At 63.8% G+C, this 11,272-nt stretch carries 12 protein-coding genes; 7 read left to right on the top strand and 5 right to left on the bottom strand.

The genetic code is table 11. The annotated features are described in order from the left end of the window. Positions 1 to 19 precede the first annotated feature (19 nt). Complete coding sequence (locus WDX12_RS24315; RefSeq protein WP_434722299.1) at positions 20 to 853, top strand: AraC family transcriptional regulator; 834 nt, start codon at positions 20 to 22, stop codon at positions 851 to 853. A gap of 161 nt (positions 854 to 1,014) precedes the next feature. Here the strand turns inward: WDX12_RS24315 and WDX12_RS24310 are convergent, their stop codons facing one another. Further along, entirely contained in the window at positions 1,015 to 1,950 is a 936-nt protein-coding gene (locus WDX12_RS24310; protein WP_434722298.1) for a bifunctional helix-turn-helix transcriptional regulator/GNAT family N-acetyltransferase, read from the bottom strand. A 174-nt stretch (positions 1,951 to 2,124) separates the two neighbouring features. On the opposite strand from WDX12_RS24310, the gene WDX12_RS24305 reads away from it, so the two are divergent. Beyond that, positions 2,125 to 2,421 (top strand): type II toxin-antitoxin system HigB family toxin, encoded by a 297-nt coding sequence (locus tag WDX12_RS24305; protein WP_434725700.1) that lies wholly within the window; start codon positions 2,125 to 2,127, stop codon positions 2,419 to 2,421. Beyond that, complete coding sequence (locus tag WDX12_RS24300; RefSeq protein WP_434722297.1) at positions 2,421 to 2,822, top strand: helix-turn-helix domain-containing protein; 402 nt, start codon at positions 2,421 to 2,423, stop codon at positions 2,820 to 2,822. Before WDX12_RS24305 ends, WDX12_RS24300 begins: the two co-directional genes overlap by 1 nt. A gap of 5 nt (positions 2,823 to 2,827) precedes the next feature. On the opposite strand, the gene WDX12_RS24295 is transcribed toward WDX12_RS24300, so the two are convergent. Genes WDX12_RS24295 through WDX12_RS24285 form a run of 3 tightly spaced genes read right to left on the bottom strand, consistent with a single transcriptional unit; the run spans position 2,828 to position 6,440 of the window. Further along, complete coding sequence (locus WDX12_RS24295) at positions 2,828 to 3,964, bottom strand: alanine racemase (RefSeq protein ID WP_434722296.1); 1,137 nt, start codon at positions 3,962 to 3,964, stop codon at positions 2,828 to 2,830. Beyond that, positions 3,961 to 5,241 (bottom strand): D-arabinono-1,4-lactone oxidase, encoded by a 1,281-nt coding sequence (locus WDX12_RS24290; RefSeq protein WP_434722295.1) that lies wholly within the window; start codon positions 5,239 to 5,241, stop codon positions 3,961 to 3,963. The genes WDX12_RS24295 and WDX12_RS24290 overlap by 4 nt, the downstream gene beginning before the upstream one ends. Before the next feature lie 14 nt (positions 5,242 to 5,255). After that, positions 5,256 to 6,440 (bottom strand): MFS transporter, encoded by a 1,185-nt coding sequence (locus WDX12_RS24285; RefSeq protein ID WP_434722294.1) that lies wholly within the window; start codon positions 6,438 to 6,440, stop codon positions 5,256 to 5,258. A gap of 120 nt (positions 6,441 to 6,560) precedes the next feature. Between WDX12_RS24285 and WDX12_RS24280 the strand changes: the two genes are divergently transcribed. Continuing rightward, a complete protein-coding gene (locus WDX12_RS24280) occupies positions 6,561 to 7,187 on the top strand; it encodes a TetR family transcriptional regulator (protein ID WP_434722293.1) in 627 nt (208 codons plus the stop codon). Positions 7,188 to 7,302: 115 nt separating this feature from the next. Here WDX12_RS24280 and WDX12_RS24275 read toward each other — a convergent pair whose 3' ends face one another. Continuing rightward, on the bottom strand, positions 7,303 to 8,154 hold the full coding sequence (locus tag WDX12_RS24275) for a hypothetical protein (protein ID WP_434722292.1): 852 nt from the start codon (positions 8,152 to 8,154) through the stop codon (positions 7,303 to 7,305). On the opposite strand from WDX12_RS24275, the gene WDX12_RS24270 reads away from it, so the two are divergent. From WDX12_RS24270 to groL, 3 genes are all read left to right on the top strand, one after another. After that, positions 8,144 to 9,028 (top strand): class I SAM-dependent methyltransferase, encoded by an 885-nt coding sequence (locus WDX12_RS24270; protein ID WP_434722291.1) that lies wholly within the window; start codon positions 8,144 to 8,146, stop codon positions 9,026 to 9,028. The two genes, WDX12_RS24275 and WDX12_RS24270, sit on opposite strands and share 11 nt — an antisense overlap. Before the next feature lie 229 nt (positions 9,029 to 9,257). After that, positions 9,258 to 9,554 (top strand): co-chaperone GroES, encoded by a 297-nt coding sequence (gene groES, locus WDX12_RS24265; protein WP_073987612.1) that lies wholly within the window; start codon positions 9,258 to 9,260, stop codon positions 9,552 to 9,554. 63 nt (positions 9,555 to 9,617) lie between these two features. Further along, on the top strand, positions 9,618 to 11,270 hold the full coding sequence (groL, locus tag WDX12_RS24260) for a chaperonin GroEL (protein ID WP_434722290.1): 1,653 nt from the start codon (positions 9,618 to 9,620) through the stop codon (positions 11,268 to 11,270). Positions 11,271 to 11,272 lie beyond the last annotated feature (2 nt).

Genomic DNA, 11,272 nt, shown 5'->3' with positions numbered 1-11,272 from the left:
CCGCCAAATGCGAGGAGCCATGAACCCGACCGAGAAAGCGCTGTGGTTTGTCGAAAGCCACCTTCCCGACGCCATCAGCCTCGACGAAATAGCGGCAAGCAGCGGCGTGTCGCGCTTCCATGTGACGCGCGCCTTCGGCGCCGCAACGGGACGGTCGGTCATGGGCTACATGCGGGCGCGCCGCTTGAGCGAAGCGGCGCGCAAGCTGGCCGGCGGCGCGCCCGACATTCTCTGCGTCGCGCTCGATGCCGGTTACGGCTCGCATGAGGCGTTCACGCGGGCCTTTCGAGATGCGTTCGGCACCACGCCGGAACTGGTACGCGCGCAAGGCTCGACCCAAAACCTCGACCTCGTGGAGCCCATTCTGATGGACAGTTCGCTTCTCACAACACTCGAGCCGCCGCGCTTCGAGACCAGCCGCCCCTTCCTGATCGCCGGGCTCGGCGAACGCTACAGCTGCGAGACCAGCGCCGGCATCCCAATGCAATGGCAGCGCTTCGCCCCCTATATCGGCAACATTCCAGGCGAGGTGCCCGGCGTGTTCTACGGCGTCTGCCTCAATGGCGACGACGCCGGCAATTTCGACTATGTCGTCGGCGTCGAGGTGAAGGATTTCTCCGACCTGCCCAAGGATTTTTATCGGGCGCGCATACCGGCGCAGAGATACGCGGTGTTCTCGCATCGCGAGCACATCTCGACCATCCGCCGCACCATCAACACGATCTGGAACAGCTGGCTGCCGGCCTCCGGCCATGAGGTCGCCGACGCGCCGGAATTCGAACGCTACGGGCCAGAGTTCGATGCGCATTCCGGCAATGGCGGGCTGGAGATCTGGCTGCCGATGAAGGGGTGAGGCGCGCCTTCCCTTCTCCCCTTGTGGGAGAAGGTGGATTGCCGCGAAGCGGCAAGACGGATGAGGGGTGTTCCAGGGAAAGCCAGCGTCCCGCTTCGCTGGAGCACCCCTCATCCGTCGCCTTCGGCGACACCTTCTCCCACAAGGGGAGAAGGGGGAGCCTAGAGCTGCAGATCCCACGTCTGGCCAACCAGGTCCTTGCCGAAGGAGTGGTGACGCTCCTCCTCGACCAGCTTGAATCCGGCGGCCTGGTAGATGCGGCGGGCCGAGCCCAGTATGTCGTTGGTCCAGAGCGTCAGCCTCTTGTAGCCCTTGGCGCGGGCGAAGGCGATGCATTCGTCGACCAGCCTTGCGCCGATGCCGAGGCCGCGCGCCGAATGCTCGACATAGAGCAGCCTAAGCTTAGCCACGTCGGCCGACTTGCGCACGACGAAGACCGAGCCGACCACCTCGCCCTCGCGCTCGGCGATCCAGGCGCGCTCCCAGTCCGGATCGAACTTCTTGACGAATTCGCCAAGGATCTCGGCGACCAGCGCCTCGTAGGTTCCGTCCCAGCCATAGTCCTGCGTGTAGAGCATGCCCTGGCGGCGCGTGATCCAGCCGATGTCGCCGACCTGCAGCGGGCGAAGGATATAAGGCACTTTCGGCTCGGGCTTGTCGCCGAGCAGGTCCTGCACGGTGCGCATGGCCTTGACCAGCCGCTCCTGGTCTACAGGCGCCAGACGATCGAGCAGCGCGCGCACCTGATCGTGCGAATCCTGGTTGAGCGGCGCGAAGGCCTGCCTGCCCGCGGACGTCAGCGCGATCGAGGCGCGTCGCGCGTCCGCCTCGGTGGCTTCGCGCTCGACCAGGCCGCGTTCCTCGAATTTCTTGAGCAGACGGCTGACATAGCCGGGGTCGAGGCCGAGCTCGCGCACCAGGTCGCTGGCGACGAGCCCGTCGCGATTGGCAAGCTCATAAAGCACCCGCGCCTCGGTCAGCGAGAACGGGCTCTTCAGCAGGCCCTCGTCGAGCAGGCCAATCTGGCGGGTATAGAAGCGGTTGAAGGACCGGACCGTGTCAATGCGTTCCTTGCCGGGGTGATCGTGGATGGTCATGGCGGTTTCTCCTGTGCCAGACAGGATTAATCATTTAGTTGACTGAGTCAATAAATATACCCGTTGATGACATCGCGATACGTCGAGCCGTTACAGCGAGTGCGCCCGGGTAACGGTATTCCCAAATCGGGAAATCCCGCTTGTTCCCAAGATGGGAATAAGCTATATGTGGTCATGCAAATCGTCAGCAAGAAAACGCTTGTAACGTTTTGGACCAAGCATCCACAGGCTAGAGCACCGCTTACCGCTTGGTTCAACGCGTCGAGCAAGGTCGAATGGAAGACCTCGGCGGACATCAAGGCCCAGTTCGGCACGACCGTGGATTTTGTCGCCGACAATCGCGTCGTGTTTGACATAGCCGGCAACAAGTACCGGCTGGTCGTGCATGTGAGCTACACATTCAAGCGGTTGCTGATCAAATTCGTCGGCACCCATGCCGAATATGACAAGATAGACGTGGAGAAGGTGTGATGGAAAACATTCGACCCATTAAGACGGAGGCTGATTACGATTGGGCCATTGCCGAGATCACCCGCTATTTTGACCGTGAGCCCGCTGTGGGCAGCCCGGAGGCCGACCGTTTCGATGTGCTGGCTGCCCTGATCGAGGCCTACGAAGCCAAACACTATCCCATCGAAGAAACCGACCCCGTGGACGCGATCGTGGCCCACATGGAAATGGCCAATCTCAATCGGGCAGCGCTCGTGCGACTCTTAGGCTCAGCGTCGCGCGCCTCCGAGATCCTGACACGCAAACGCGCACTCACGATGGACATGGCATTCAAGATCAACCGCGAGTGGCATATCCCTGCGGAAGTCCTCATTCACCCATACCATCTAGCTAAGGATGAAAAAGAGACTGCCGCCAGATAACGCGGTCACCCCATCGGCAGCGCAGGCCAGAACTCCACGATCCGGCCCCCCGAGAACACAGCAATCACACCGAAATGCTGCAACACCGCCTCGCTCTGCGTCGGCCGCAGGAAGGCATAGTCGCCAGGCTTCACTTTCGCTCCCGCGGGCAGCCCCATGAACTGCTGGTTGGAGGACAGGCCGATCAAGCCGTTCGGCTTCATGCCGTCGGGAGACACCGGCTCGGCCATCCACTTGCCGCCATAGATATAGCAGCCCTTGCGCGGGAAGAGGCCGAGCGCCTGTAGCGCCCTGGAAACCGCCGACGGACCGGGCAGCATCGGATCGAGCGCCTTGAGGATCGGCGTGGCGATGAAAGCCGCCGGCTGGAAGCCGCCGAGGCCGGGCTTGTCGAAGTCGCTGGGCAGGACGAAGGCCGAGCCGATCGATACTTCGTTGGCAATGCCGCCGCCATGCAGCAGCGCCGTCTTCGAGCCGCCGATGTTGAGGGTGCGGCGCTGGTCCGGGTCGAGAGCGGCGGCGAACTCCGCCGCCTTGGCCGAAGCCTGCTTCAGCGCCTTGGCCACGCCGCCGAACAGACCCGGTATCTCCGGCGCATGCGCCTCATAGGCCATAATGCCTTCGCAGCGCAGGCGCTCCGGTATCGTCAGCGCCTTGATCTCGGCGGGATTGGCGAAGCCGCCGCGATGCAGGCCGACATCGACCTCGAAGGCGAAGCGCAATTCCGTGTCGAGCGCGGCGGCCAAGGCGCCATATTCGGCCAGCCGCTCCGGCGTGTCGATCAGCCAGCAGACGCGCGACCACCAGCCGGCGCCGCCCCGCGTCAGCGCCGCCTTGGCGGCGCCGACCGGCATCGGCTTGCCGTAGAGCAGGTCGCCCTCGGGAAAAGCGTCAAGCACGGCCTGCGACACCGGCGGGTGGAAGGTCATGAAGCGGTTGGTGCCAAGCGCCCTGGCGATGTGCGAAAGCAGCGGCACGCAGGGCAGCGACTTGTCGACCAGCCGCACGCCAAGCCCCGGCGCCAGCCTCTCCTTCGCCAGCGCGATGTTGCCGTCCAGCCGGTCGCGGTCGAGCACCAGGCAGGGCCGGAAAATCTCGGCGGCCCTCAATGCGTCGGACAGAGCAGCAAAATAGGCGCTCATGGTTGGATGCCGAACAGGCCGGCCATGTAGGGCGAGACGAAACGGTTTTGCGGATCGATGTCGCGCCGCACCGCCATCGCGTCATCCCAGCGCGGATACAGCTTCTTGAAATCCGCCGCCTTCAGGCTGTGCATCTTGCCCCAATGCGGCCTGCCGCCATACTTGCGGAAGATCGGCTCGGCGGCGCGCATGAAGGGCAGCGGATCGTTCGCCGCATCGTGATGGATGGCGATCGAGCAGGTCAGCCTCTTGTAGAAAGGCGAAAGCCAGAATTCGTCGGGCGCCACCGAACGCACCTCCATCGGGAAATAGACTTCCGGGAAGTGCTTCTCCGTCAGCGCGATGATCTCGGCCAACGCTTTGGGACCTTCCTCGTAAGGCAGGTGGTACTCCATCTCGTTGAATTTGGTGCGACGGTCGCTGGCGTAGACGTTGAGCCAGTCCTGAACATAATCCTCGGAGGGCACTTTCTTCACCGCGCCCCTGATCAGCGCGCGACGCAACGACGGCAGCCAGCGCAAGGCAGTGCGCAGCTTGCGCAGCGTCGCCAGCCCCTCCTCGTCGTCATCGGTCGGACGCGGCGTCGTCGGCGCGTCGCTGAGATCGCTGGCGATGAACTGCGCATAGTCGGCGAAAGGGATGTAGTAGAACTCGGCCGACCGGTGCGCGGCCATCATCGTCTCGAAATCGCGCAGCATGTCGCCGACCGGCAGCACCCATTTGCGACGGCGCAGCCGATAGCTCGCAACGTTGTTCATCGTCACTTCGGTGAGCACGCCGAAGCTGCCCAGCGCGACACCGGTGGCGTGGATCATATCCTGATCATTCGCCCGGCTGTATTCGCGCAGCTTGCCTTGCCCGTTCACCAGTTGCACCGTCTCGAGCTGCGTGTGATAGGCGCCGAGCGTCGGACCCGAACCATGCGTTGCCGTGCCGAGCGCGCCGCCGATCGCCTGCTTGTCGATGTCACCCATGTTGGGCAAGCCCTGGCCGATGTCCTGCAGGATGTGCATCAGAGCGCCGAGCCTGGTTCCCGCCCTCACCCGCGCCCGGTTGGCGGCCGCGTCATGCGAGACCAGCCCTTCGATCTTCTCCAGCGAGACGATGGCGCCTTCGGACTGCACCAGCGGCGTGAAGGAATGGCCCGCGCCGGTGACGCGCAAAGGACCGGGCGCCGAGCGCACCAGTTCGGCCAGTTCGCCGGCGTCGGCCGGCATCGCGATCAATTTCGGGGAAGCCGTGACGAAGCCCGACCAGTTGCTCCAGGCGTTTGCCATCTCGATCCTCCCGCTCAGGCCCGGCCGCGCCGCCGCGCGACCAGCACGAAGACGCCGAGCAGAAGTACGCTGGCCAAAGCGGTGGCGGCGGCGAATTCGGGCACCGGCCGGAAGTTCGCGCCATCGATCAGCAGCGAGGCGGCGACCGGCCCGAGCGCAAGACCGAAAAGCTGGGCAGCCGGCACCAGAAGCACGGCAGTGCGCGTTTCGTCGGCGGTGATCGCCAGGCGGATCTGGTAGGGAACGATGAAGAGCAGGATGAAGCCCATCACCAGTGCCACCGCCCAGAACACCGAAAGACCCGGACCGGACGCAAGCAGCACCGAGCAGATCGCAGCGATGATGCCGATGATTGTGATGGCAAAGCGATAGTCGATGCGCGCCTCGAAGATTGTCGCGGTCATCGCGCCGATCACCTGCGCGGCAAGGCTCGCCGAAACCATCAGGCCGACGGTGCGGCCGTCGATGCCGAACTGCGCGCCGATCGGCTCAAGAAAAGCCCAGACGGCACCGAAGAACATAAAATAGCAGAGGATCGACAAAAGCGCGGTGATCGCCGGCACCGTCGCCACATTGGCGAACTGTTCTTCCTTTGGCAGGTCGGCATAATCGTCCGGCACGGCCCAGGCCACGACCAGCGACAGCAGGCAGACGATGGCGAGCACGATGAAGCCGCCGGCTGAACCCGCGGCAGGCACGGCATAGATCGCGAGGATCAGCGCCAGCGCGCATTGCGCCAAGGTCTGCAGCGTGACGAAATAGCCGCCGATGCGTTCGGCCCGGCGCGAGCGGGCGATCAGCTCGGTCGCGACGGCGACAAGCCCGCCCTCCGCGAGGCCGGCCAGCGTGCGCGCGCCGATCAGTGCATCGGGGCTACCGGCATAAGCGGTCCAAAAATTGGCGTGCGCGAGAAGGACAAGCAATATCGTGCTCTTCCAGCGCATGTTCCTGGCGGGGAGCAGCATCGCCACGATCGCCGAGCCGATGGCGATCGCGATCATCTCGGCGGTGGCGACCAGCGCCAGCTCGTCGCCGGTGACATGGCCTTCCGTGTAGAGCGCGCCGAGCAGCACCGGCTGCAGTCCGAGGATGAGCAGGCCGACCGAGCCGATCCATAGCGCGGAGGCCAGTTGCAGGCCGGTCGGATTGCCGACCAGCCAATCGCCACTTTCCGCTTGCGCGGCTTGCGATGCAGTCACGAGGTGCCCTCCCTTGCAGCTCGATCGAAAAACTGACAAGTTGTCAGCATTTAGCGAAACTGATACTTGATCATGTTTCTTGTCAACCACGAATTCGCACTCTCGTGAGAGATTTGGCGCATGACGCAGATCAGGCGAACGGCGACGGAACCGCGGCGTAGGCCGAAGCAGGAGCGCGGCCGCGAGCGCATCGATGCGATCCTGGCCACCACCATGCGGTTGATCGGCGAAAAGGGCATCGACGCGGTGACGATGAAGGAGGTCGGCGCGCTTGCCGGCGGGCCGATCGCCACCGTCTATCATTACTTCCCGAGCAAATCAGCGATCCTGGCGATGCTCTACGAGCGGTTTTCCGAGGAAAGCCGTGCCAGATTCGGCGCGATCATCGCCGAGATAGGCCGGCTGGAGGACGTGACCGCGGCGGCTGACCGCCTGCTCGACGATTACTATTCCCGCGTCGCGGCGGACCCGGCGATCCAGGACCTGCAGAACGCCATCCAGGCCGACAAGGCGCTGCAGCATCTCGACATCGCCGAGACGCGGCATCAGGCGAAAATGTTCTGCGACCATGTCGCGCCGATGCTGAAGTCCGAGCAGCGCGAGGCTTTCGGACGCGTCGTGTTCCTGATCTTCCAGCTTGCAGGCGGCGTCGTGCGGCTGGCGCTGACGCAGGACGAGGAAGAAGGCCGGCGCACGATCGACGATTATCGGTCGATCATCCACACGCAGTTGCGGTTGTTTTTGTAGGGCGCCTGCCGCCTAAAGCAGGTCGCGTGAAGAAGAATTCACGCGACCTGCTTTAAGTTTTTGATTTTAAGCATGTCTTTGTCCCGAAACCGGGCCCACTTTCGGGAGACATGCTTTAGGTGTGTTGGCGGATCAGCCCCTCGAACCCGTCGGCAAGATTGGCATTGCCGGCGGCGAGGAAGGCGGACAGGTTGCGGACGCGGCCGGGCGTCTTGTTGGCGTCAAGCAGAAAGGCCTTGCCTTCATGCATGACGAAATCGAATTTGCCGTAGTCGAAGCCGAGCTCGCGCCGCAGCGCGCGAAGCTCGTCGGGAACCGGAACCGGCTCTCGTCGGATCGTATCGTCGCCTTTGACCAGGTTTTGTGGCGAGACATGCCGGGTACAGCGCTCGTGTTCTCCGCAAAACAGCCAGAAGCGGGCGCCAAAGCCGTCCGGCTCGGGCTCGGGAACGAACTTCTCCACCACGAGGTCCTTGCGATCGAACACCGCCGGCGGAACATCCGCAAGCGAGCTGTGGATGCTGTAGCGATCAAGCAGCTTGGCATCGGGAAATGGCTCCGGCCTGCCGGCGCGCCGCGATCTCCGGTTGAGCGTCTGTTCTCGCGTACCCAGATTGTTGAGGCTGCTCTTGACGATGACAGGGCCTCGCCAGCCGTGGTCCCTATCGATCACCGCGCCGCTGACGCGTCGCTTCGAGATGTCGGGGGCGGCGATGTTGAGGCAGAAGGGAAAGGCGCGCGCGTATTCGACATATTCAGGTGGCGTAACAGTCGCGTCGACATGCAGTACCGCGATATCCGCCTCCGGCTTGGCCGAAGTGCCCGTAAGAACGCGCACGGAATGCCCCCGGCGCTTCAACTCCTCCAGCAGATCGAAGAGCATGTATGGGCTGTCGCGGCGCAACAACGGCCCGCGACGTCGTTCAAACCCGTCAAACTCATGCGTGATCACCGCGATGCGCGCCATGCCCGCCCCCTTGGCTTATCAAGCGTCGTCGATTATTCGGTCGAATACAACGCGTTGCCGGGGTGGGATTTGCATGACGGAGCATTGGAATGCAATTCGTCAACATTGGCAGCTGCTCGGCTCACCTCTGCGGCCGCCGGCGGAGGTGGTCGAAACCTACGACCGTGAGCTCGAGCTCGCCCGGTCGCATGTCGTGATGTTCGGCGTGACGCCCGAGCTCGCCGGGCTTGGCGCCAGGATGACGGCGGTCGACGAGTCCGCCGACATGATCGCCGGCATCTGGCCAGGCGATACCGATACGCGCAAGGCGGTGCAAGGCGATTGGTTCGACCTGCCATTTCCCGGCGGAAGCGTCGATGCGCTGATCGGCGATGGATGTCTCTCGGTCATCGGCGCCGCCGAGTTCAGGCGTGCACTGTTTGCGTCGATCGCGCGTGCGCTGAAAGACGACGGGCGCGCCGGCATCAGGCTTTATGCTTGCCCCGAAATCCCGGACGACGCGAAGGATGTCCGCGCCCTGGCGCTGAGCGGCGGCGTCGCGACCTTCCACGAGCTCAAATGGCGCGTGGCGATGACCGCAATCGGCGCCGCGCCCGACTACATCATGCCGGTGAGGAGAATCCTCGAACAATTCGACAGGATGTTTCCTGACCGTGAGGAGCTCTCGGCTCGAACCGGCTGGGAACTGCCCGTCATCGGAACCATCGACGTCTACCGGAACTCGCCGGCCATCTACAGTTTCGCGCCGGTGGCGGCTCTTGTCCAAGAGGCCGAGGCGTATTTCAGCGATGTCGGCATTGCCTCGACCGGCACATACGGGCTCGCCGAACGCTGCCCGTTGCTGGCGCTGCGGTCGCCGAAGCGCCGGGACTAACGGATGAGATTGCTCGTCGGCGCCTCGCGACACCCGTCGCTTTTCGGGCTGGCGTTCCACGCGCGAAAAATTTCGCGCCGCTTGCCTCTAGCGCGCGCCTTGACTCCGGCAAGACGCCAGCCTATCTCAGCGCCACGTTAGCACTCGCCTTTAGTGAGTGCTAACCGATGTCCGGCGGCCTCGCCGGATGGAGGAACAGTTCTCACCGTTCTCATTCGAGGAAGAAAACATGGCAAAGTCCAAGTTCCGCCCGCTTCATGACCGCGTGGTCGTTCGCCGGGTTGAATCCGAATCCAAGACCGCCGGCGGGATCATCATCCCGGATACGGCGAAGGAGAAGCCGCAGGAAGGCGAGATCATCGCCGTCGGCTCCGGCGCTCGCGACGAAAACGGCAAGCTCGTGCCGCTGGACGTCAAGGCCGGCGACCGCATCCTGTTCGGCAAGTGGTCGGGCACTGAAGTCAAGCTCAATGGCGAAGACCTTCTGATCATGAAGGAATCCGACATCATGGGCATCATCGGCTGATCATCGGCCTCTCCATCAACTGAATTTTCGGGCTCTTCCCGAGTCCCTGTCAGGAGCTAAACAATGGCTGCAAAAGACGTAAAATTCTCCCGCGATGCTCGTGAGCGCATGCTGCGCGGCGTCAACATCCTCGCCGACGCGGTGAAGGTCACGCTCGGCCCCAAGGGCCGCAACGTCGTCATCGACAAGTCGTTCGGCGCCCCGCGCATCACCAAGGACGGCGTCACCGTCGCCAAGGAGATCGAGCTTGAGGACAAGTTCGAGAACATGGGCGCGCAGATGGTCCGCGAAGTCGCTTCGAAGACCAACGACATCGCCGGCGACGGCACGACCACCGCGACCGTTCTCGCCCAGGCGATCGTGCAGGAAGGCAACAAGGCCGTTGCCGCCGGCATGAACCCGATGGACCTCAAGCGCGGCATCGATCTCGCCGTCGCCGAAGTCGTCGTCGCTCTCGGCAAGGCCGCCAAGAAGATCAAGACCTCCGAGGAAGTCGCCCAGGTCGGCACGATCTCGGCCAATGGCGACGAGTCGGTCGGCAAGATGATCGCGGAAGCGATGCAGAAGGTCGGCAACGAGGGCGTCATCACCGTCGAGGAAGCCAAGACCGCGGAGACCGAGCTGGAAGTCGTCGAAGGCATGCAGTTCGACCGCGGCTACCTCTCGCCCTACTTCGTCACCAACGCCGACAAGATGGTCGCCGATCTGGAGGACGCCTACATCCTGCTGCACGAGAAGAAGCTCTCCAACCTGCAGGCCATGCTGCCGGTCCTGGAAGCCGTCGTTCAGACCTCGAAGCCGCTGCTCATCATCTCGGAAGACGTCGAAGGCGAGGCCCTCGCCACGCTGGTCGTCAACAAGCTGCGCGGTGGCCTGAAGATCGCCGCCGTCAAGGCTCCGGGCTTCGGTGACCGCCGCAAGGCCATGCTGGAAGACATCGCCATCCTCACCGGTGGCCAGGTCATCTCGGAAGACCTCGGCATCAAGCTCGAGAATGTCGGCCTCAACATGCTCGGCCGCGCCAAGAAGGTGTCGATCTCCAAGGAGAACACCACCATCGTCGACGGCGCCGGCAAGAAGGCCGAGATCCAGGGCCGCGTCGCCCAGATCAAGCAGCAGATCGAGGAAACCACCTCGGACTACGACAAGGAGAAGCTGCAGGAACGTCTGGCGAAGCTCGCCGGCGGCGTTGCCGTGATCCGCGTCGGCGGTGCGACCGAAGTGGAAGTGAAGGAAAAGAAGGACCGCGTTGACGACGCCCTGAACGCGACCCGCGCGGCCGTGGAAGAAGGCATCGTCGCCGGCGGTGGCGTGGCCCTGCTGCGCGCTTCGGCCAACGTCAAGGCCACCGGCGCCAACTCCGACCAGGCTGCCGGCATCAACATCGTGCGTCGTGCGCTGCAGTCCCCGGCCCGCCAGATCGCGGCGAACGCCGGTGCGGAAGCGTCGATCGTTGCCGGCAAGATCCTCGAGAACAAGGGCGCGACCTTCGGCTTCAACGCCCAGACCGGCGAGTATGGCGACATGATCGCCATGGGCATCGTCGACCCGGTCAAGGTCGTGCGCACGGCTCTCCAGGACGCGGCCTCGGTCGCCGGCCTGCTGGTCACCACCGAAGCCATGATCGCCGAAGCTCCGAAGAAGGAAGCTGCCGGCGGTATGCCGGGCGGCATGCCCGGCGGTGGCATGGGTGGCATGGGCGGCATGGATTTCTAATC

The sequence above is a fragment of the Mesorhizobium sp. RIZ17 genome (assembly GCF_051127865.1).
In the GTDB taxonomy this organism is placed as follows: domain Bacteria; phylum Pseudomonadota; class Alphaproteobacteria; order Rhizobiales; family Rhizobiaceae; genus Mesorhizobium; species Mesorhizobium humile.
This window is presented reverse-complemented; position numbering and strand designations above follow the sequence as displayed.

What these genes read in the sequence shown, in the direction of transcription:
- WDX12_RS24315 (WP_434722299.1), top strand. Translation starts at nt 20, where the DNA reads ATGAACCCGACCGAGAAAGCGCTGTGGTTTGTCGAAAGCCACCTTCCC.
- WDX12_RS24310 (WP_434722298.1), bottom strand. Translation starts at nt 1,950, where the DNA reads ATGACCATCCACGATCACCCCGGCAAGGAACGCATTGACACGGTCCGG.
- WDX12_RS24305 (WP_434725700.1), top strand. Translation starts at nt 2,125, where the DNA reads ATGCAAATCGTCAGCAAGAAAACGCTTGTAACGTTTTGGACCAAGCAT.
- WDX12_RS24300 (WP_434722297.1), top strand. Translation starts at nt 2,421, where the DNA reads ATGGAAAACATTCGACCCATTAAGACGGAGGCTGATTACGATTGGGCC.
- WDX12_RS24295 (WP_434722296.1), bottom strand. Translation starts at nt 3,964, where the DNA reads ATGAGCGCCTATTTTGCTGCTCTGTCCGACGCATTGAGGGCCGCCGAG.
- WDX12_RS24290 (WP_434722295.1), bottom strand. Translation starts at nt 5,241, where the DNA reads ATGGCAAACGCCTGGAGCAACTGGTCGGGCTTCGTCACGGCTTCCCCG.
- WDX12_RS24280 (WP_434722293.1), top strand. Translation starts at nt 6,561, where the DNA reads ATGACGCAGATCAGGCGAACGGCGACGGAACCGCGGCGTAGGCCGAAG.
- WDX12_RS24270 (WP_434722291.1), top strand. Translation starts at nt 8,144, where the DNA reads ATGCGCGCCATGCCCGCCCCCTTGGCTTATCAAGCGTCGTCGATTATT.
- WDX12_RS24275 (WP_434722292.1), bottom strand. Translation starts at nt 8,154, where the DNA reads ATGGCGCGCATCGCGGTGATCACGCATGAGTTTGACGGGTTTGAACGA.
- groES (WP_073987612.1), top strand. Translation starts at nt 9,258, where the DNA reads ATGGCAAAGTCCAAGTTCCGCCCGCTTCATGACCGCGTGGTCGTTCGC.
- groL (WP_434722290.1), top strand. Translation starts at nt 9,618, where the DNA reads ATGGCTGCAAAAGACGTAAAATTCTCCCGCGATGCTCGTGAGCGCATG.